We start from the raw sequence: 21,094 nt of genomic DNA, 5'->3' as shown, positions 1-21,094 counted from the left end.
CCGAAAACGGCGGCATCTTCCACAGGCAACAAAACATTCATCGAATGAACGCTCCAAAAGAAAGCCGTTATCGACCGCGTGCCCCTGATCAATATTTCTCATCAATTCCCCAATGAGGCTCTGGAACCTATATCCCACACAGTTGTTGCGTGGTTATGGCTCAACCCCGGTGCTATCATCCAGCCTTGCGTCGCAAAGAGTACAAACTCCCCGGCGTATGTTTTTGTCTGGCCGCCCGTGATCGGCCTTGCGCTCACCGCAACTGACCTGATTAGGAGATTAACCATGGCTTTTGAATTGCCAGCGCTGCCCTACGCACACGATGCTCTGCAGCCGCACATTTCGCGTGAAACCCTGGAATTCCACCACGACAAGCACCACAACACCTATGTCGTGAACCTGAACAACCTGGTGCCAGGCACCGAGTTCGAAGGCAAAACCCTGGAAGAAATCGTCAAGAGTTCTTCGGGTGGCATTTTCAACAACGCCGCACAGGTCTGGAACCATACCTTCTACTGGAACTGCCTGGCGCCAAACGCTGGCGGCGAACCTACCGGTGCTTTGGCGGACGCCATCACCGCTAAGTTCGGTTCCTTTGACAAGTTCAAAGAAGAGTTCAGCAAAACCTCCATCGGCACCTTCGGTTCCGGCTGGGGCTGGCTGGTGAAAAAAGCTGACGGCTCCCTGGCCCTGGCCAGCACCATCGGCGCCGGCAACCCGCTGACCAGTGGCGACACCCCGCTACTGACCTGCGACGTTTGGGAACACGCTTACTATATCGACTACCGCAACGTGCGCCCGAAATACGTGGAAGCGTTCTGGAATCTGGTCAACTGGAAGTTCGTTTCTGAGCAGTTCGAAGGTCACGCCTTCACTGCTTAAGCTACGCGTCCATTAAGAAACCCGGCTAACCCCGGGTTTTTTTTCGCCTGAACTTATCTCTTTCCTTTATTGTCTGGCTGCAAAAGCGCACTAATACCAAAGTTTGAACGATTTCGTGCAACCGCTCTAAAGTTCCCTAGGCACCTGACCGACATAGTAGATACAGCCTGATCCCGGTTTTCTGAACGGCGTCATAGCGGCATTCGCCTACTGAGCCATTTGGCTGCGAAGCCCGCTTTGACGAGCAGGTCCTGTTTGCCAACGCCTAGACGGTCGCGCTCCCAGCACGGATTAAGGAATAACCATTTGAAGCTGGAACTTAAAAACAGCCTGTCGGTGAAATTGCTTCGGGTGGTACTGCTTTCGGCGCTGATCGTAGGGGTGGTATTGAGCTGTGCGCAAATCGTCTTCGACGCCTATAAGACACGGCAAGCCGTCGCTCACGATGCTGAGCGTATTCTCGATATGTTCCGCGACCCCTCGACCCAGGCGGTCTATAGCCTGGACCGCGAGATGGGCATGCAGGTCATCGAAGGCCTGTTTCAGGACAATGCCGTGCGCATGGCGTCCATCGGCCATCCCAACGAAACCATGCTCGCGGAAAAATCCAGAGATTTGCGCAAAACCCCGACCCGTTGGCTCACCGATCCAATTCTCGGCCAAGAGCGCAGCTTCACCACCCAGTTGGTGGGTCACGGTCCCTACAGCGAGTATTACGGCGACCTACGTATCACCCTCGACACCGCGACCTATGGCGAGAGCTTTATTGTCAGCTCGGTGATCATCTTTATTTCCGGCGTATTGCGCGCCCTGGCCATGGGCTTAGTGCTGTACTTGGTCTATCACTGGCTGCTCACCAAACCGCTGTCGAAAATCATCGAACACCTGACTAACATCAATCCAGATCGACCCAGCGAGCACCAATTGCCGCTGCTCAAAGGCCATGAAAAAAACGAACTGGGCGTTTGGGTCAATACTGCGAACCAGCTGTTGGCATCCATTGAGCGCAACACCCATCTACGTCACGAGGCTGAAAACAGCCTGTTGCGTATGGCGCAGTACGACTTCCTTACTGGACTGCCCAACCGCCAGCAATTCCAACAACAACTGGACAAGATTCTTATTGATGCCGGCCGCTTGCAACGACGCGTCGCCGTATTGTGTGTCGGCCTGGACGACTTCAAAGGCATCAACGAACAATTCAGCTACCAGACCGGTGACCAATTATTGCTGGCCCTGGCCGACCGTTTACGCGGCCATAGCGGACGCCTGGGTGCCTTGGCGCGTCTCGGCGGCGACCAGTTCGCGCTGGTGCAGGCCGATATTGAGCAGCCCTATGAGGCGGCTGAGTTGGCGCAGAACATTCTCGACGACCTCGAAGCACCCTTTGCCCTGGACCTGCAGGAAATTCGCCTGCGTGCCACGATCGGCATCACACTGTTCCCGGAGGACGGCGACAGCACCGAGAAGCTCTTGCAGAAAGCCGAGCAGACCATGACGTTGGCCAAGTCTCGTTCGCGCAACCGCTATCAGTTCTACATCGCCAGCGTCGACAGCGAAATGCGTCGCCGCCGTGAACTAGAAAAAGACCTGCGCGATGCCTTGTCACGCGACCAGTTGTACTTGGTGTATCAACCGCAGATCAGTTATCGCGACAACCGCGTGGTGGGCGTTGAAGCGCTGTTGCGCTGGCAACACCCGGAACACGGTCTGGTGCCGCCGGACCTGTTCATCCCGCTGGCTGAGCAAAACGGTACGATTATCGCGATTGGTGAATGGGTACTTGATCAAGCTTGCCGGCAATTGCGTGAATGGCATGACCAAGGTTTCAGCGACCTGCGCATGGCCGTCAACCTGTCCACCGTGCAATTGCACCACGCCGAGCTGCCACGGGTGGTCAATAACCTGCTGCAAATCTACCGCTTGCCGCCACGCAGCCTGGAATTGGAAGTCACCGAGACCGGCCTGATGGAAGACATCAGCACCGCCGCTCAACACCTGCTGAGCTTGCGTCGCTCCGGTGCACTGATCGCCATCGATGACTTTGGTACCGGTTATTCCTCCCTGAGTTACCTCAAGAGCTTGCCGCTGGACAAGATCAAGATCGACAAGAGCTTCGTGCAAGACCTGATCGATGATGACGACGATGCGACCATCGTTCGGGCCATCATTCAACTGGGCAAAAGCCTCGGCATGCAGGTGATCGCTGAAGGTGTAGAGACCCCAGAACAAGAGGCTTACATCATTTCCGAGGGCTGCCACGAAGGTCAGGGCTATCTCTACAGCAAACCGCTGCCCGCCCGGGAATTACTGGCGTATCTCAAGCAAGCGCAACGCATTCACGAAGCATTGATATAACGCAAAACGCCCCCGCTAACCGCCAGCGATCCCAGCTGGCGGTTACATCGTGAAATGACATGTAACCAATTTTTGCCCCTCTTCCCCTTACGCTAACTGCATATCTTTCGCATCATGACGCAGCTTTTATAAGTGCTAACGCGTTCTATTCTCTTCCGACGCAGGATTTCGTCATGATTCGTATGCCCCTGGCAACAGCTAGTCTGCTGGCCATCGCTGTCTCTCTCGCTGGCTGTGGCGAAGGCAAGGTTGCTTCTGCAAAAGCACCCTCTCCGGTTAACGCCCCTGCAGGCTCAGCCGCTGCGGGCCCACTCGACAACGCGGCTGCCAAGGCGGTAGTCGCTAACTACACGAACATGATCTTTGCGGTATTTAGCGATGCCGAATCCACCGCCAAAACCCTGCGTACTTCAGTCGATCACTTCCTGGCCAAGCCCAACGACAAAACCCTCAAAGCTGCCCGGGATGCATGGGTCGCAGCCCGCGTGCCCTATATGCAGACTGAGGTATTTCGCTTTGGCAATACCGTCATCGACGACTGGGAAGGCCAAGTTAATGCCTGGCCGCTGGATGAAGGGCTGATTGATTACGTGGCCAGCGATTACCAATCAGCTTTGGGCAATCCGGGCGCGACCGCCAACATCATCGCCAACCCACAGATTCAGCTCGGCGAAGACACCATCGACGTCAAAGAAATAAGCCCTCAAACACTCGCCAGCCTGAATGAGCTAGGCGGCTCGGAGGCCAACGTTGCCACGGGTTATCACGCTATCGAGTTCCTGCTCTGGGGCCAAGACCTGCACGGCACCGACGCCGGCGCTGGCGAACGCCCGCCTACCGATTACATCGAGGGTCCTGGCGCTACCGGAGGCAATAACGACCGTCGCCGTGAATACCTCAAAGCGGTGACTGATCTGCTGGTTACCGACCTGGAGGACATGGTCCACAACTGGAAGCCCGGCGTCGCCGATAACTACCGTGCCAAGCTGGAAGCTGAACCGGGCGAAAACGGCCTGCGCAAAATGCTGTTCGGCATGGGCAGCCTGTCCCTTGGGGAACTGGCCGGTGAACGGATGAAAGTTGCACTGGAAGCCCACTCAAGCGAAGACGAGCACGACTGTTTTAGTGACAACACTCATCACTCCCACTACTACAACGGTTTGGGCATTCGTAACGTCTACTTGGGTGAGTACACCCGGGTGGACGGCCAAAAAATCAGCGGGCCAAGCTTGTCGTCATTGGTCGCCAAGATCGACGTCGCCACTGACGCAAAGCTCAAGTCTGACCTGAATGGCACCCAGGCGAAGCTGCAAGTGATCGTTGATCGGGCCAATCGCGGCGAGCACTTCGACCAACTGATCGCGCCGGGCAACACAGAAGGCAATCAGGTGGTGCGCGACGCTATTGCTTCGCTGGTCACCCAGACCGGCGCGATTGAACACGTGGCTAGCCGCTTGGGCATCACTGACCTGAACCCGGATAACGCTGAGCATTCGTTTTAATAGATCTGTGGGAGCGCGCTTGCCCGCGATCGGCTGCCAAGCAGTCGTAAAACCAGCGACTCGATTCTTTGAGCTAGAACCGAGTCAGTCTTTTGGGACCGCTTCGCGATCCATCGCGGGCAAGCGCGCTCCAACAATTTAAAGACCAATAATTCAAAGGGCTATGCGGTGCTTATAAGCACCCTACCTCTCACAGGACATGTATGTTTTCGTTACGCCCCCTTGTGCCCTCCACTCTCGCCATTCTGTTGAGTGCCTGCGACGACGCTCCGCGTTTCACCCACGCGGAACCGGGCGAAGCGTTGTCGGGCGGAAGCGCTACGGTAAAAAAAACCGACCGAAATGCCTTCTCCATGCCGTCCGCCAATCTGTCTCCGCTACGGCGCCTGGACTTCAGTGTCGGCAACAGCTTCTTTCGTAGTCCTTGGGTGATTGCACCGTCGACCACTTCGGCGCGTGATGGCCTAGGCCCGCTGTTCAATACCAACGCCTGTCAGAATTGCCACATTAAAGACGGTCGCGGCCACCCGCCCGCGCCGGGTGCGGTCAATGCCGTGTCGATGCTGGTGCGTTTATCGATCCCTCATGACCCCGCGTTTGCGAGTGCCATCGAACGAACCGGCGTGCTGCCCGAACCGGTGTACGGTGGACAACTGCAAGACATGGCCATCCCCGGCGTCATACCTGAAGGCAAGGTTCGGGTTACTTACGAAGAGTTGCCCGTCATGTTCACCGACGGAACACAGGTCAAGTTGCGCAAGCCGACGCTACACATCACTGACCTTGGCTACAGGCCGATGCACCCGCAGACACAATTTTCCGCACGCATTGCGCCGCCAATGATTGGGCTGGGTCTGCTGGAAGCCATTCCCGAGGAAGCGATTTTGGCCCAGGCCGATCCCCATGACACTGCCGGAAACGGCATCGCGGGACGTGCCAATTGGGTGTGGGACGACGCGCAACAAAACCTTGTCCTCGGACGTTTCGGCTGGAAAGCCGGGCAACCCAACCTTGATCAGCAAAACGCCCATGCCTTCTCTGGCGACATGGGCCTGACCACCGGGCTTAAAGCCGCCGACGACTGCACCGTCACGCAAACCGACTGCCGCAACGCAGCCCATGGCGGCGAACCCGAGGTCAGCGACAACATCCAGCGCCTGGTGTTGTTTTACAGCCGCAACCTCGGGGTTCCCGCGCGAAGAGACGTGGATAACCCATCGGTACTGGCCGGGAAAAACCTGTTCTATCAGGCCGGCTGTCAGCAGTGCCATTCACCTCAATTCACCACCCGTGCCGACGCTGCGGAACCGGAGTTGGCCAACCAAGTGATTCGCCCCTACAGCGATTTACTGCTGCATGACATGGGCGAAGGGTTGGCGGATCACCGCAGTGAATTTCGGGCCTCGGGACGAGATTGGCGTACGCCGCCGCTATGGGGTATCGGCCTGACCCAAACCGTCAGCGGCCATACCCAGTTTCTACACGACGGCCGCGCTCGCAACTTGCTTGAAGCGGTGCTCTGGCATGGCGGCGAAGCACAGACCGCACAACAGCATGTACTCGGGTTTGACAGCACGCAGCGCGATGCGTTGTTGGCCTTTTTGAACTCACTTTGATGCGTTGAACGAGGTCGTCTGAGCGGGCTTGCTCGCGATGGGCCCGGTATCGAAGACGTGGCGGCCGCTCCCACAGCCATAAATTTTTTTAATAGGAGACGGACATGTTCCGCCCCACATTGTTGCTCACCGCCCTTGCCACCCTCACGGCGTTCACGTCAGCGGGTTGCTCGCCGCAAAATCCGCAGGCGGTGACCTCCGCCGCTATCGCTAAACACGTGATCCTCCCAACCTACAGCCGCTGGGTCGACGCCGACCGACAGTTAGCAATCAGCGCCTTGGCATTCTGCCAGGGCAACGCTGAACTTGAGACTGCGCGTGCCGACTTCCTCCAGGCTCAAAATGCCTGGGCTGAATTACAACCCTTGTTGATTGGACCGTTGGCTGAAGGCAACCGGGCTTGGCAAGTGCAGTTCTGGCCGGACAAGAAAAATTTGGTCGGACGTCAGGTTGAACAGTTATTGACCGCCCAACCGCAGATCAACGCCGCGGCACTAGAGAATGCCAGCGTTGTGGTGCAAGGCCTCTCTGCCTACGAATACATTCTCTATGACGCCACGGTCGACATGACCCATGCCGAACAAAAAGCTCGGTATTGCCCGTTACTGATCGCCATCGGAGAGCGACAAAAAACCCTCGCCGAAGACATCCTCAGTCGTTGGAACAGCGCAGACGGCATGCTCGCGCAGCTGAGCACGTTTCCCAATCAACGCTACGCCGACGCTCACGAAGCCATTGCCGAGTTGCTCAGCGTGCAGGTCACGGCACTGGACAGTTTGAAGAAGAAACTCGGCACGCCGTTGGGTCGCCAGAGCAAAGGCATACCTCAGCCGTTCCAAGCCGACTCTTGGCGCAGCCAGTCCTCTTTGAAAAGCCTGGAAGTCAGTCTGCTTAGCGCTGAATCGGTTTGGACGGGCGTGGATAATCACGGTTTGCGTGGCTTGCTGTCCGCTGGACAAAAACCCATCGTAGATCGGATAGACGTCGCGTATGCCATCAGCCGCAAGCAGCTTTCCGCCTTGCAACCACCGCTGACAGCGTTGCTCGCCACTGACGCCGGGCGTCAGCAACTCAATGCGTTTTACGACAGCTTGAATACACTGCATCGCCTGCATGAAGGTGACCTGGCCAAAGCGCTGGGCATTCAACTTGGCTTCAACGCCAACGACGGTGACTGACATGTTGAGGCGTCAGGCATTGGCCATGGGCAGTTTGCTGCTGGGCGTTTGCACGCTCGGCGGCTGGAGCGTCTTTCGGAATAAAGCGTCCGCCCCACTGCTGCTATCGGCAAGAGACAACAGCAACGGCCAGCACTTTGCCGTGGGTTTTCACCTGAACGGCACACAGGTATTTGCCACCCAGGTTGGCCAACGGTGTCACGACATCATCCAGCATCCCCATTTGCCGCTGGCGCTATTTGTCGCGCGCAGGCCCGGTACGGAAAGCTACCTCCTGGACGTGCGTGACGGGCGCCTGCTGCAAACGATTAACTCATTGCCGAACCGGCACTTTTACGGCCACGCCGCGATTCATAAAGACGGCGACTGGCTCTACGCCACGGAAAATGACACCACCGATCCGGGACGCGGCGTGCTGGGCGTCTACCGTTTCGTCAATGAGCGACTTGTACACAGCGGTGAGCTGTCGACCCACGGGATTGGCCCGCACCAAGTGTCGTGGATGCCAAACGGTGAAACCTTGGTCGTTGCCAATGGCGGGATTCGAACTGAGGCAGAAAGCCGGGTCGAGATGAACCTGAATGCCATGCAACCCAGCCTGGTGCTCATGCAGCGAGACGGCGCGCTGTTGAGCAAAGAGACGCTGCGCCAACCGATGAACAGCATCCGACATTTGGCCATCGCCAGCGACGGCACGGTGGTCTCTGGTCAACAGTTCATGGGCGACGCACAGGATTGTGCTGCGCTGCTGGCCATCAAACGCCCCGGCAATCCCTTCGTCGCATTCCCGGTCGCCGATCACCAGCGCCGGGCAATGAATCACTACACCGCCAGCGTTGCCATTCACAGCGAACTGCGTTTGGTTGCTCTCAGCGCACCACGCGGTAATCGATTTTTTATCTGGGATTTGGACAGCAGTGAAATACGTCTCGACGCGCCCTTGGCTGATTGTGCTGGCGTCGGGGCGGTAGCGGATGGTTTTGTGGTTACATCAGGGCAAGGACGTTGCCGGTTTTACGACTGCCGCCAGACACCCATTTTAACGACACCGCTCGAACTGCCAGCAGGGCTTTGGGATAACCATGTGCAGGTGGTGTGATGTAGACAGTCTGTAGGAGCTGCCGCAGGCTGCGATAAGCGAACGACCCTCGCCAACACGTTGGCTCCTACAGTTGTGTTTGCAACGCGACGGGGTGGAGATCACCTGCGCCTTACTGAGTCATGCCATACATGAACAGCAACAGATCATGGTTCGGTTTGGTTAACTGTTCGACCTTGGCCACATGCGGTACCGGGCAATGTCCCATGCCAGCCTGGACGGTCAATATTCTCGGACCAGGCTGCTCCCACACTGTCAGGGCAAGGGACGTAATCCCCAGTGCGCCAACCAAGAACAAACCTCGGGTGATTTCGAGTTTCATTACCTTAAGCCTTTGATAGCGCTGCCAAACGCATTCTCGTAAAAATAGACCAATTTCAGCCAATCTGTGTCGTTGAACGACGAATGGCGGCGCAACTGCTGTAGGTCATGCTGGGCTGCACTGCGACCCGTCCAGCGGCGTCGGCATTTCTCAAGATCGAGCAGTGCGATCTCCACCTCGGCATCATTTCCCTCGCCGGTGACCCGTACGAAAACATGTTTCATATACAAACAACTGTGCTGCCATCGCCCCAAATGCATGCGTGACAGAGTGACGGCTAAGGCCTCAAGCACACGATCATGCAGCGCTTCGCCATAGCGCTCGCGGCCACCTGCGGCATACCAGTTGTCCAGCTCATCAAAACCGTCCAGGGCTGCCGTGACCAGCAGCGCTCGCCATTGCTTGCCCGCATCGTGTTCTGCACCGCAGAACACCAACTTGGGCACATTGACGCCGAGTTGCCGCAAGCTTTCCAACGCATCGCGCTCGCGCAGCACCGTTGGCCTGCCAAACGGATGCAGCCACGAGCTGTAGGTGTGACCTGTTTGGCGTTTGACGTAAAGCAAGCGACCACTGGCCGACATCACCCGCTGTACGCCACTTTCTCCGCCACGACGATGATTGGGTTCTTCAACCCATTCGCCTGGCTGGTTCCAGAAGTAAGCGAAACGTTCTGGAGGTGCAACATTCGGTGTAGCTACAACATCAACAGCCATCCCTTTACCTCACGCGTAATAAATAACCCGCCCGCTGGTTTAGGGACATCCGGGAAATCTAGGGTACTTGTGGATCTCTGCAAGGGCCGTAACGCAACGCACGCAACCGGCGGTGACCAAAGTGAGATCCGCTCATTGCGATTATCTGACAACGCCGAGAGCAAAAGGTTCGAACCAAGCCAGATGGGCATTGGAAGACGTGGAAACTTATCCGAACAGCGACAAGGCGCTGATGGGCCTTTTTGTTAGCAGGATGTTCGTCAAATCCACGTGAAAACGGCAGCCATTGGGATCCATGGTGCTGAGACTGACACTCCAGCCTTCGTTCTCGCAGATCCGCTGAACCAGTGACAGCCCAAGACCCAGCCCTTCGCCTCGCTGCTCATTACCGCGCACGAACGGCTGAAACATCGCCTCGCGTTTCTCTTCAGGAATACCGACGCCGCTGTCTTCGACCACAAAGCCATTGGCTTCAAGGGTCAGACGAATAAAGCCTTGGTCGGTGTAATGCAGTGCGTTGCGTAGCAAGTTACCCATCACAGCCAATAAAAAGGTCGTGTTGTAGGTGGCGGGTGATGGATTCCCCGGATGGAACTCCAAGATCAGGCCTTTACGTTCGATAGGCTCCCGCCACAGTGCAATCAACTGTTCAGCCACCGCGTTCAGGGAGATTTTAGATGCCCCCGCTTCGTCGCGTTGCGTGCGCGCCAGCATGAGGAAGGTTTGCACCAAATCGCGCATTTCTTCACAGGCACGTGCAATGCGCTGAACCTGAGTGCGGGCGCGGTGATCAAGCTCAGGGTTCTCTAACAGCAACTCACAGGAACTGGCGAGCACCATCAGCGGTGTACGCAGCTCATGACTGACGTCGCTGGTGAACAGCCGCTCGCGGGTCAACGCCTGACGCAGGCGCCCCAGCGTGGCATCGAAGGCGGTTGCCAGCTCACCCACTTCATCGGCGGCGTAGTCCGGCGCCAACGGTGGCGCCAACCCCAGCAATTGATCGCGGTGACGCACTTGCCGGGCCAAGCGTACGACCGGCGCCATCACCCGACGGGCCAATACCCAGCCGAGGAACACCGCCAAGGCCAAGGCAAGGACGAACCCGACCAGCACCACAGCGAACAACACCCGTTCACGCTCTTCAAAATCGCTTTGATCCTGCAACAGCACATAACGCCGACCGTCGACGATTTCGACCATGGCGTGATAAGACAGGTCTTCACGGAAGACCTCGTGGAAGCCCGGACCCAGATGCCGCAAATCCCTGGGCAGCGCGAAGTCACCGCGGCCATTGCTGTAGTAAAACAATTGATCCGGTTCGGGGCGATGGCTCCAGTCACCGACGCTGTCCATCAGCAGCAAGCGGTTGAGATCCCCACCCAGACCCGAGGAAATCAATTTCTCTTCGACCAGGTGAACTGTTGCAACGATGCCCAGTGCGAAGGACCCCGCCACCAATGCGCTCATCAACGCAAAGGCGATGATGATCCGCTGGGCAAGGCTTTGCTTAAACTCCATCACGACCCTCGGCCAAGCGGTAACCCACGCCGTGTACCGTTTGCAGCAAGGGTTTGGCGAAAGGCTTGTCGATCACCTGACGCAACTGGTGCACGTGGCTACGGAGGCTGTCGCTGTCCGGGCAATCATCACCCCACAAGGCCTCTTCGAGAATTTCTCGACGCAACACATGTGGGCTTTTCTGCATCAACACCGCCAGCAGTTTGAGGCCCACCGGGTTGAGTTTGAGCAGACGCCCATCGCGGCTGACTTCCAGGGTATCGAGGTCATACACAAGATCAGCCACCGTTAACGTACGCCGGCCGCCGCCTTGGGCGCGACGCAATACCGCTTCGATGCGTGCGGCCAGCTCAGATAAGGCGAAGGGTTTAAGCAGGTAATCGTCGGCGCCAGAGCGGAAGCCCTGCAGCCGATCATCCAATTGGTCGCGGGCCGTCAGCATGATCACTGGCGTGTCGCGGCGTGCATCTTCGCGCAGGCGCTTGCACAGGGTGTAGCCATCGATGCCAGGCAGCATGATGTCGAGCACGATCAGGTCGTAATGTTCGGTGGCTGCCAAATGCAGACCGGAAAGACCATCTTGCGCGCAATCGACGGTGTATCCCTTCAAACCCAAATAGTCAGCCAGGTTTGCCAGGATGTCGCGATTGTCTTCAACCAGCAGGATTCGCATGAGGGTCTCCGTATGCAGTTATGGCCTTTGAAGCTGGCGCAGCTTAAGGCGTCGTGAGGCGTTCGACCAGTCTTAACGGTCGAGTGGGGCCAGGGCCCGCCCCAAACATAAAAAAACCCCGCACGAGGCGAGGTTTTCTTGGGGTAAAGCGAAGGGGTAAAGCTGGCTTACATCATGCCGCCCATACCACCCATGCCGCCCATGTCTGGCATACCGCCGCCAGATGACTTGTCATCAACCACTTCAGCGATCATCGCTTCGGTAGTGATCATCAAGCTGGCAATCGACGACGCCGCTTGCAGCGCAGAGCGAGTCACTTTAGCCGGGTCAAGGATGCCCATTTCAATCATGTCGCCGTATTCGCCAGTAGCAGCGTTGTAACCGAAGTTACCCGAACCCTGCTTGACCTTGTCGACAACAACGCTTGGCTCGTCACCGGAGTTGGCAACGATCTGGCGCAGTGGAGCTTCTACAGCGCGACGCAGCAGAGCGATACCGACGTCTTGATCAGCGTTGTCGCCTTTCAAGTCAGCAATGGCTTGCAGGGAGCGAACCAGTGCTACGCCGCCGCCAGGTACAACGCCTTCTTCAACGGCTGCACGAGTAGCGTGCAGGGCGTCTTCAACGCGTGCTTTTTTCTCTTTCATTTCGACTTCGGAACCGGCGCCGACTTTGATGACTGCAACGCCGCCAGACAACTTGGCCAGACGTTCTTGCAGTTTTTCTTTGTCGTAGTCAGACGTGGTGTCTGCTACTTGCGTGCGGATCTGAGCGATACGCGAGTCGATGTCGGAACGAACGCCAGCACCGTCGATGATGGTGGTGTTTTCTTTGTTCAGCACAACGCGCTTGGCATTACCCAGGTGTTCCAGGGTAGCGGTTTCCAGGCTCAGGCCGATTTCTTCGGAGATAACAGTGCCGCCAGTCAGAACAGCGATGTCCTGCAGCATGGCTTTGCGACGGTCGCCGAAACCTGGAGCCTTAACAGCTGCAACTTTCACGATACCGCGCATGTTGTTCACAACCAGAGTCGCCAAGGCTTCGCCTTCAACGTCTTCAGCAACGATCAACAGCGGACGGCCAGCTTTGGCCACTGCTTCCAGAACTGGCAGCATTTCGCGGATGTTCGAGATTTTTTTGTCGACCAGCAGAATCAGCGGGCTGTCCAACTCGGCAACCATGGTGTCTGGTTTGTTGATGAAGTACGGGGACAGGTAACCACGGTCGAACTGCATGCCTTCAACAACAGACAATTCGTTTTCCAGGCCAGTGCCTTCTTCAACGGTGATAACGCCGTCTTTAGTCACTTTTTCCATAGCTTCGGCAATGATGTCGCCGATGGAGCTATCGGAGTTAGCGGAGATGGTACCCACCTGAGCGATTGCCTTGGTGTCGGTGCACGGCTTGGACAGCTTGCGCAACTCAGCAACGATGGCGATGGTCGCCTTGTCGATGCCGCGCTTGAGGTCCATTGGGTTCATGCCGGCAGCTACAGCTTTCAGGCCTTCGTTAACAATCGACTGAGCCAGAACGGTAGCAGTAGTGGTGCCGTCGCCTGCGTCATCGTTTGCACGGGAAGCAACGTCTTTGACCAGCTGCGCGCCCATGTTTTCGAAACGGTCTTTCAGTTCGATCTCTTTAGCAACCGACACACCGTCTTTGGTGATCAGTGGAGCGCCAAAGCTTTTTTCGATGATGACGTTACGGCCTTTAGGCCCGAGGGTCGCTTTAACTGCGTCAGCCAGGACGTTTACACCGGTGAGCATTTTTTTACGAGCTGAGTCGCCGAACTTAACTTCTTTTGCAGCCATGATCGTGATTCCTTAAATACTTTGTAGTAATGGGAAATTCGCGGGAAATACTCAGGCTTCGACGACTGCGAGAATTTCGTTCTCGCTCATCACCAGCAGGTCTTCGCCGTCTATTTTCACAGTGTTGCTGCCGGAATACGGGCCGAACACCACTTTGTCACCCACTTTCACAGCCAGCGCACGTACTTCGCCGTTGTCCAGCACGCGGCCGGTACCTACAGCAAGGATTTCGCCACGGTTAGGCTTTTCAGCAGCCGAACCTGGCAAAACAATACCGCCAGCGGTTTTCGATTCTTCTTCGCTGCGACGGATTACGACGCGGTCATGCAGAGGACGAAGCTTCATTGTCGATCTCTCCTAATTATGGTTTTGAACGTCCCGGTGAAAACACCGGTGAGTTAGAACATCCGGCGTGGCCGGTTGCGGTTCGACAAGCGAAACGCAGAATACGGTCTGGCAAATCCACCAGAAACCTTGCGGTGACCCATACATAAGGGCGAGCAAGGTGATTACAAGGCTTGAGACGACATTTTTTTGCGATTCGTCAGAACGATTATAACGAACACAACGGCCCTGACAGCCTTAAAAGCCGCCGCTTGAGCCGTTACGCCTATTACTTGTCGCGATGCTCGAACTCACCTTCGATGACGTTCGGCTGGCGATTGCCCGGCGGAGTCATGCCTGGACGGCCTGAGCCATCGCCAGCATAGGGGTCATCGGCGAACGCACGTTGGCGCGTAGCCTGAGCCTCTGCACGGGTGCGCAGCTTATTGACCAGCAGCCGACGCGTGATCGGCAACAGGCATATGACGCCTAATACGTCGCTGATAAAGCCCGGCAGCAACAACAAGCCACCGCCGACGGCAATCATCAACCCTTCAAGCATTTCCTGAGCCGGCAGTTCGCCTCGCGAAAGGCTTTCACGGGCGCGCAGAGCCGTCGCGAAACCCGCCACGCGAATCAAGAACACGCCCAGCATCGAACTGGCAACCACCAGCAAAATGGTAGGCAAAAACCCTATGGCCATGCCGACTTTGATCAGAACGAACAGTTCCAACATCGGAAACAGCACAAACAACAACAGAAAAACACGCATCAAATGAGTTCCTCAACGGAAGATGACTTCCAATAAAACCTATGTGACGTCGCAAAACCGTTAATTCAAGCTTCCAGCTCTTCGTCGACCGGCCATTTTTCGGCATGAGCCAGTTGAACCAAGGCTTCGCGCACTTGTGTCGGCGTATTACAGGGCTGTGCAAACGGCAGCCAGTGAATGCCCTGTCCTATAAGCAGGTGCATGCCTTCGCTATCAACGCCCACCATTACAGCGGGTGGCGTCTGCGGCAGACCGGCCAGGTCCACATAGTGGGCGATGGCTTTGGCGTGGTCTTCATTCATGTGCTCGACCATGCTGGTCTCGGCCGCATCCGCAAAGGGGTTCGCCAATGCCACGTCGTCGAGCCAATGGATTGCGCCGAAACCGCCAATGAAACGATACCGCACCGGCACCAATACCCAAAAATCGAAATCATGGGCGCTATGGTAGCTCTGCGCTTCCGGGAAGAAACGATAATAACGCCGGGCCGCCGCTTCAATAGCTACAGCGTCCTTTATCTTCTCGGCTTCGGCCATTACCGTCACCCGCCCCACTGACTGCACATCTTCTGCGCCGCGCTCACCTACCAGCAGCGAACATTTGGGGTCTTGCTGCAGGTTATGCGTGTGTTGAGCAATACGGCTGATCAGAATCAACGGCCGACCCTGATCGTCCATGCAATATGGCACGACGGAGCCAAACGGAAAGCCAGGCATCGACTTGGAATGCGTGGACAGCGCGCCGCGGTATTCCTTGAGTAACAGTTCTCGGGCATGCTTACCGGCTTTCGCGCTCATATTTGTCTCCTAATGAAGAGTCCGTCGAACACTGACGGCCACTCAGAATTTTTCGCAGCACCACCGATTGTTTATTGGGCCACGCACATGCAATTGAAAGACAAGATAATAATTATCACTGGCGGTTGCCAGGGCTTGGGTCGCTCGATGGCCGAATATCTGGCGGGCAAAGGCATGAAACTCGCCTTGGTCGACCTGAACCAGGAAAAGCTCGAACAAGCGGTTGCTGCGTGCAAAACCTTGGGCGTAGAAGCACGGTCTTATCTGTGTAACGTCGCCAACGAAGAACAAGTGACCCACATGGTCGCTCAGGTCGCTAATGACTTTGGTGCAATCCACGGCCTTATCAATAATGCCGGGATTCTACGTGATGGGCTGTTGATCAAGGTCAAGGATGGCGAAATGACCAAAATGTCGCTAGCCCAATGGCAAGCGGTGATTGACGTCAACCTGACCGGCGTCTTCCTGTGTACCCGCGAAGTGGCGGCGAAAATGATCGAGCTGAAAAACTCCGGCGCGATCATCAACATTTCTTCAATTTCCCGCGCAGGCAATGTCGGGCAAACCAACTACTCGGCGGCCAAGGCCGGCGTTGCAGCAGCAACTGTGACGTGGGCCAAAGAGCTGGCGCGCTATGGTATTCGTGTAGCGGCTATTGCACCGGGCTTCATCGAAACCGAAATGACCCTCGGCATGAAACCAGAAGCGCTGGAAAAAATGACCTCGGGCATTCCGCTCAAGCGCATGGGCAAACCAGAAGAAATCGCTCACTCGGCGGCTTATATCTTGGAGAACGACTACTTCAGCGGCCGGATTCTGGAATTGGATGGCGGGTTACGGGTTTAACACCGCGACTATTGGCTAACTGACCCAGCCCCTTCTCGACTAAATTCGCTCCTACAGACGCTGTAACCCCTGTGGGAGCGAGTTCATTCGCGAAAAAGAGACGCCAACTTCTTAAAGACTGGGCCCGTTACCAAGTCACGCCAAACCCTGCGGTGTAACGGGTTTTGTTCAGGTCGCCCTCTGATGCGCCACTGATCACGTTTTTCTCTGCTTTCAGATTAAGCGAAGCCCACTCGGTTACTTTGTAGCGCAAGCCCACCTCGGAATCCAAGCTGTAGTCCGCCACACCACTTAGTGGTTTACCCAGCTCACCGTTGGTGAAGAATTCGACCTTCTTGCCAATCAGGAAACGGTTGTAATCCCACTTGATTGCGGCCGAATAAAAGTTGTCTTTTTGGCCGCTGGCGTATTCATAGTCAGTCCGGTTAATCAATGATCCGAGCGAGAACGCGCCCAACTCATCGTCCCAGAATTGATAGCCTGGGCCCGTACCCACCACACGCTGACGAGCGAGGTCTTCAACGAAGTCGCGTTTGTACGTCAAGCGACCTTCCCAGAACCATTTATCGGTCAGGAAGCGGTCGATGGAATACTCGGCACTCCAGTTGTTGGTGCTCACCAAATTATCTTGGGTTTCGCGGTTGTATTCGCCCTTGGCGTTATGCCGCCAGAAGCCATGACGCGCAGACGTTTTGAAAGCGATGTTGTAATCGTCGGTATCGTTTTCCGCTCGTTGAAAATCCAACGCGGCGTCAATGTTGCCCTTCCAGACCAGGTCCGTGATCACTGGTTTGGGTTTCATGATTTGTTGGATGCTGGAAAGTTCTACCGTCTTGGGTGCTTCGCCGTTAGCCAAGATCACCTTACCCTCTTCGGCAGGTTGTAACGACTTGGCAATCTCGCCCGTGTACTGGTCCTGTTTAACCAGCAACTTCTGATCGCTTTGCAGGGTTTTGACCTGCTTCCAATCCAGCGGAATCGCGCCGCCGTAGTCGGTCTGCAGCAACAGCTTGCCGCCGTCGAAAACAGAGATCTTGCCGGTCAGCTTATCGCCGTTCTTCATCCAGACGGTGTCGGCGAGAAGCGGCATGGAAACACTGGTAATACAGAGGCACAACAGGGTTCTAGACAACATAAGCGTCGGCAAGGCTCGAGTTCTTGCATAAATCGGGCATCATCCCCCAAGGACGACAATCTGTGTTCAATGACCCGGAACATCCGCCGGAGTTCCTCATGATCCGACCAACGTTATGTAACAGGACGAACGCGTGATTGACCCAATCGCATCGCAAGGCACTCCACACCCGACGCCCGCCGAGATTCGGCGTACCGCGCTTTATTTGACCTTGCATCAGGTTCCGGAAGGCAAGGTGGTGAGCTACGGACAACTGGCGGCGATGGCTGGACTGGGACGAGCTGCGCGCTGGGTCGGGCGCACGTTAAGCCAATTACCCGACGGCACCACCCTGCCTTGGCACCGAGTGGTGGCCGCTGGCGGGATAATCCGTTTACCCGCAGGCACGGTTTCGGGCGACGAACAGCGTGCCCGTTTGCGGGCGGAAGGCGTCACTGTCTCGAATAATCGGATAGATATGCAGCGCCATGGCTGGCGTCCGATAGAGCACAGCGGTTAGAGTGCGCCCTTTGTTTTCGTAACCTGAGGCCAGACTTCAGCTCATGCCCCGTAAAACCTGGCGCGCAGCGCTCGCCGCTTATGCCACACCCTCAGCGTTTGTGATGTTATTGCTAGGATTCGCCGCAGGCTTGCCTTACATGCTGGTGTTTTCAACGTTGTCGGTTTGGCTCCGAGAAGCCGGTGTTGCTCGAGAAACCATCGGTTATGCCAGCCTGATTGGCTTGGCGTATGCATTTAAGTGGGTCTGGTCACCGCTTTTGGATCAATGGCGCCTGCCATTTCTGGGCCGTCTCGGTCGGCGACGCTCATGGCTGGTACTTTCGCAGTCGCTTGTGGTGATTGGCTTGATCGGGATGGGCTTTTGCGACCCGCAAAAACACCTTTCTTGGTTGATTGCCATCGCCGTGCTGGTGGCTTTTGCGTCGGCGACCCAAGATATAGCCATCGATGCCTACCGCTTGGAAATTGCAGAAGAAAGCAGCCAGGCCGCCCTCGCCGCTAGCTACATGTCGGGCTACCGCATCGCGGCGCTACTGGCCACTGCCGGCGCGCTGTATATCGCCGAAGGCTTTGGCTCGACCGGCTTCAGCTATAGACACTCGGCGTGGGCCGGCACCTATATTCTGTTCGGCCTGCTAATGCTGCCAGCGCTGGTCACGACGCTGATCATGCGTGAATCCCCGGTACCGTTGCGCACTCAGTTATCCGCTGCTCGATACGGTTTCAACCACCAACTGGCGTCGGTTTTCGTCCTGATTATTTTGCTGGTCTCTGTGCCAGCGATGTTTACTCAGCTCTACTACACCGACTTCGCCAGTGTGCTGTTTAACGGCGAAAGCTGGACCGACCTGCTCATGGAAGACCGCGCCTTTCTGCGCGCAATCCTCTATGTGGTACTCACTACACTGTGCCTGTCATCGGCGGGCCGACGTGGGCTTGCGCCGGTGCTGACCCCGGTTAACGACTTCATTCGTCGCTATCGCTGGCAAGCCTTTCTGCTACTGGGGTTAATCGCAACCTACCGAATGTCGGACACGGTAATGGGCGTGATGGCCAATGTGTTTTATATCGATCAGGGGTTCACCAAGGACCAGATCGCCAGTGTCAGCAAGCTTTTCGGCTTAGTCATGACCCTGCTTGGCGCTGGCTTCGGCGGGCTGTTGATCGTGCGCTTCGGTATCTTGCCGATACTGTTTGTTGGCGGTTTTGCTTCTGCGGCCACTAACCTGCTGTTCCTGATGCTCGCCGACATGGGCGCGAACCTGCAGATGTTGATCGTGACAATTTCCTTGGACAACTTCAGCGCAGGGCTCGCGACGTCTGCTTTTGTAGCCTACCTGTCGAGCCTGACCAACCTCAAATTCTCGGCGACGCAGTACGCGCTGCTCAGCTCGATCATGCTCTTGCTGCCGCGCTTGATCGGTGGCTATTCAGGGGTGATGGTAGAAAAGTTCGGCTATCACAACTTCTTCATGATCACCGCTCTGATGGGCATTCCTACGCTGATCATGATCGCTATCCACTGGTCCCAGGAAGCGCGCCGCACCCGCGTAGCCGAGGCGACCAAAGCCGCTCAAGCAACGCCCGCTACCGACACGCCAGCCAGCGACTAGTCCAGAATCAGGCTCAGGTTATTTCGCGGCCACTTCCTGCATCACACGCACCATACGTTGCGGCGCTGGGATAGAGATATCCGCTGCTTTCAGAAGGTCCCGCGCTTCGATGTTGAAATACGAAACGACACCGCCATAATCCCCGGTCTTAGTCCACGCCCGTAACGACAAGGTGATCGCGTTCTCACCCAGCGCAGAGACCACCGCTTCTGGCGCAGGGTCGAGCAGAACACGGGGGTCTTGCGCCATGTCCAACAGCACTTGCAGCGCGTGCTTGAGGTCAGCATCGTGCTCCACGCCAATCTCGAATACGACCTTGCGAGTAGGCTGACGATTGGTGTTGGTGATGATCCCGTTCGACAAAATGCCGTTGGGCACGATGACCGTTTTGTTGTCGCCGGTGCGCAATACCGTGTGGAAGATTTGAATGTTATCGACCGTACCGCTGATGTTTTGGGCTTCGATCCAGTCGCCAATGCGGAACGGACGGAACAGCAGGATCAGAACCCCGCCGGCGAAATTCGCCAGACTGCCCTGCAATGCCAAACCAATGGCCAGACCGGCGGCACCGATCACCGCAACGAAGGACGTGGTTTCGATACCGATCATCGACGCAACGCTGACGATCAGTAAAATCTTCAGGATGATATTCGCCAGGCTGCTGATAAAACCCTGCAACGCCAGGTCAGCTTTACGTAATGCCAGCAGGCTCCCCACTTTGCGGGTCACCATGTTAATCAGCCACCAGCCGATACCCAGTGTCACCAGCGCCAACAAAAAGCGACTGCCATACTGTAAGAGCATTGGCAGCGAAGCCTCGGACACCTTAACCAGATGACTGACCTGATTATCCAAATCCATTTATTTCTCCTCAGTCGCGGAAATTATTGAATTGCAGGGGCATGCCGAAATCCTGACCGCGCAGCACCGCCATGGCTTCTTGCAAGTCATCACGTTTCTTGCCCGTGACACGCACTTGCTCACCTTGGATTGCAGCCTGGACTTTTAATTTTGCCTCTTTGATGTGCGCGACGATTTTTTTCGCGAGTTCTTTATCAATGCCTTCTTTGAGCACTGCTTCTTGCTTCATTAATTTGCCTGAAGCGAAAGCGTCCTTCACCTCAAGGCACTTCGCATCGATCTTGCGTTTGAGCAGGCACAGCTTGAGAATTTCGATCATCGCTTCTAGCTGAAAGTCCGCTTCAGCGGTCAGATTGACCGTTAACTCCTTGAATTCGAACGTACCTTTGCCTTTGAGATCGTACCGACGATCCAGCTCTTTAATGGCATTATCGACGGCATTAGTGACTTCGTGTTTGTCGAGTTCGGACACTACGTCGAACGAGGGCATGTAATCTCTCCAGATAAATGGCGCGGCTCGGGATGTGGAACGAGCACGCCTGACTTGACGGTATGAATGCGCGGTCA

At 56.2% G+C, this 21,094-nt stretch carries 20 protein-coding genes; 9 read left to right on the top strand and 11 right to left on the bottom strand.

Going from position 1 to position 21,094, the window contains the following annotated elements; genetic code table 11:
• Positions 1-285: 285 nt before the first annotated feature.
• The 6 genes from RHM59_RS21530 to RHM59_RS21505 all read left to right on the top strand — a co-directional run bounded on the left by RHM59_RS21530 (position 286) and on the right by RHM59_RS21505 (position 8,635).
• Positions 286-882, top strand: coding sequence for a superoxide dismutase (locus tag RHM59_RS21530; RefSeq protein WP_322184957.1), 597 nt, complete (start codon positions 286-288; stop codon positions 880-882).
• Between the two features lie 306 nt (positions 883-1,188).
• On the top strand, positions 1,189-3,240 hold the full coding sequence (locus RHM59_RS21525) for a putative bifunctional diguanylate cyclase/phosphodiesterase (protein WP_322285347.1): 2,052 nt from the start codon (positions 1,189-1,191) through the stop codon (positions 3,238-3,240).
• A gap of 173 nt (positions 3,241-3,413) precedes the next feature.
• Entirely contained in the window at positions 3,414-4,742 is a 1,329-nt protein-coding gene (locus RHM59_RS21520) for an imelysin family protein (protein ID WP_322285346.1), read from the top strand.
• Positions 4,743-4,945: 203 nt separating this feature from the next.
• Positions 4,946-6,358 (top strand): di-heme oxidoredictase family protein, encoded by a 1,413-nt coding sequence (locus tag RHM59_RS21515; protein WP_322285345.1) that lies wholly within the window; start codon positions 4,946-4,948, stop codon positions 6,356-6,358.
• 104 nt (positions 6,359-6,462) lie between these two features.
• A complete protein-coding gene (locus RHM59_RS21510) occupies positions 6,463-7,536 on the top strand; it encodes an imelysin family protein (protein ID WP_322285344.1) in 1,074 nt (357 codons plus the stop codon).
• A 1-nt stretch (position 7,537) separates the two neighbouring features.
• The gene (locus RHM59_RS21505) at positions 7,538-8,635 is read left to right on the top strand and encodes a DUF1513 domain-containing protein (protein WP_322285343.1); all 1,098 of its coding nucleotides are present in this window, start codon (positions 7,538-7,540) and stop codon (positions 8,633-8,635) included.
• Between the two features lie 112 nt (positions 8,636-8,747).
• Here RHM59_RS21505 and RHM59_RS21500 read toward each other — a convergent pair whose 3' ends face one another.
• The 8 genes from RHM59_RS21500 to RHM59_RS21465 all read right to left on the bottom strand — a co-directional run bounded on the left by RHM59_RS21500 (position 8,748) and on the right by RHM59_RS21465 (position 15,571).
• Positions 8,748-8,957: a hypothetical protein gene (locus RHM59_RS21500; RefSeq protein WP_322165998.1), complete on the bottom strand. Its 210-nt coding sequence runs from the start codon at positions 8,955-8,957 to the stop codon at positions 8,748-8,750.
• The gene (locus tag RHM59_RS21495) at positions 8,957-9,673 is read right to left on the bottom strand and encodes a lipopolysaccharide kinase InaA family protein (protein WP_322285342.1); all 717 of its coding nucleotides are present in this window, start codon (positions 9,671-9,673) and stop codon (positions 8,957-8,959) included. Before RHM59_RS21495 ends, RHM59_RS21500 begins: the two co-directional genes overlap by 1 nt.
• Before the next feature lie 207 nt (positions 9,674-9,880).
• On the bottom strand, positions 9,881-11,194 hold the full coding sequence (locus RHM59_RS21490; RefSeq protein WP_322285341.1) for a HAMP domain-containing sensor histidine kinase: 1,314 nt from the start codon (positions 11,192-11,194) through the stop codon (positions 9,881-9,883).
• Positions 11,184-11,867: a two-component system response regulator ColR gene (gene colR / locus RHM59_RS21485; RefSeq protein ID WP_299832022.1), complete on the bottom strand. Its 684-nt coding sequence runs from the start codon at positions 11,865-11,867 to the stop codon at positions 11,184-11,186. Before colR ends, RHM59_RS21490 begins: the two co-directional genes overlap by 11 nt.
• A gap of 167 nt (positions 11,868-12,034) precedes the next feature.
• The gene (gene groL, locus RHM59_RS21480) at positions 12,035-13,678 is read right to left on the bottom strand and encodes a chaperonin GroEL (protein WP_322166001.1); all 1,644 of its coding nucleotides are present in this window, start codon (positions 13,676-13,678) and stop codon (positions 12,035-12,037) included.
• A 51-nt stretch (positions 13,679-13,729) separates the two neighbouring features.
• On the bottom strand, positions 13,730-14,023 hold the full coding sequence (locus RHM59_RS21475) for a co-chaperone GroES (protein WP_322166002.1): 294 nt from the start codon (positions 14,021-14,023) through the stop codon (positions 13,730-13,732).
• Between the two features lie 268 nt (positions 14,024-14,291).
• Positions 14,292-14,774: an FxsA family protein gene (locus RHM59_RS21470; protein WP_322166003.1), complete on the bottom strand. Its 483-nt coding sequence runs from the start codon at positions 14,772-14,774 to the stop codon at positions 14,292-14,294.
• Between the two features lie 65 nt (positions 14,775-14,839).
• Complete coding sequence (locus RHM59_RS21465; protein ID WP_322166004.1) at positions 14,840-15,571, bottom strand: HugZ family protein; 732 nt, start codon at positions 15,569-15,571, stop codon at positions 14,840-14,842.
• An 87-nt stretch (positions 15,572-15,658) separates the two neighbouring features.
• On the opposite strand from RHM59_RS21465, the gene RHM59_RS21460 reads away from it, so the two are divergent.
• The gene (locus RHM59_RS21460; RefSeq protein ID WP_322166005.1) at positions 15,659-16,417 is read left to right on the top strand and encodes an SDR family oxidoreductase; all 759 of its coding nucleotides are present in this window, start codon (positions 15,659-15,661) and stop codon (positions 16,415-16,417) included.
• Between the two features lie 127 nt (positions 16,418-16,544).
• On the opposite strand, the gene RHM59_RS21455 is transcribed toward RHM59_RS21460, so the two are convergent.
• Positions 16,545-17,552: a DUF481 domain-containing protein gene (locus RHM59_RS21455; RefSeq protein ID WP_322171108.1), complete on the bottom strand. Its 1,008-nt coding sequence runs from the start codon at positions 17,550-17,552 to the stop codon at positions 16,545-16,547.
• A 133-nt stretch (positions 17,553-17,685) separates the two neighbouring features.
• Between RHM59_RS21455 and RHM59_RS21450 the strand changes: the two genes are divergently transcribed.
• Both RHM59_RS21450 and RHM59_RS21445 read left to right on the top strand, forming a co-directional pair.
• Positions 17,686-18,051 carry an MGMT family protein gene (locus tag RHM59_RS21450; protein WP_322285340.1) on the top strand — a complete coding sequence of 122 codons (366 nt, stop codon included), beginning with the start codon at positions 17,686-17,688 and terminating at the stop codon, positions 18,049-18,051.
• Positions 18,052-18,094: 43 nt separating this feature from the next.
• Entirely contained in the window at positions 18,095-19,666 is a 1,572-nt protein-coding gene (locus tag RHM59_RS21445) for an AmpG family muropeptide MFS transporter (protein WP_322285339.1), read from the top strand.
• 18 nt (positions 19,667-19,684) lie between these two features.
• On the opposite strand, the gene RHM59_RS21440 is transcribed toward RHM59_RS21445, so the two are convergent.
• Together RHM59_RS21440 and RHM59_RS21435 are read right to left on the bottom strand one after the other, a co-directional pair.
• Entirely contained in the window at positions 19,685-20,527 is an 843-nt protein-coding gene (locus tag RHM59_RS21440) for a mechanosensitive ion channel family protein (protein WP_322285338.1), read from the bottom strand.
• A 10-nt stretch (positions 20,528-20,537) separates the two neighbouring features.
• Complete coding sequence (locus RHM59_RS21435; RefSeq protein WP_322166009.1) at positions 20,538-21,017, bottom strand: YajQ family cyclic di-GMP-binding protein; 480 nt, start codon at positions 21,015-21,017, stop codon at positions 20,538-20,540.
• Positions 21,018-21,094: the final 77 nt, after the last annotated feature.

Origin of the sequence: Pseudomonas sp. MH10 (assembly GCF_034353045.1) — a bacterium.
Lineage (GTDB): Bacteria > Pseudomonadota > Gammaproteobacteria > Pseudomonadales > Pseudomonadaceae > Aquipseudomonas.
This window is presented reverse-complemented; position numbering and strand designations above follow the sequence as displayed.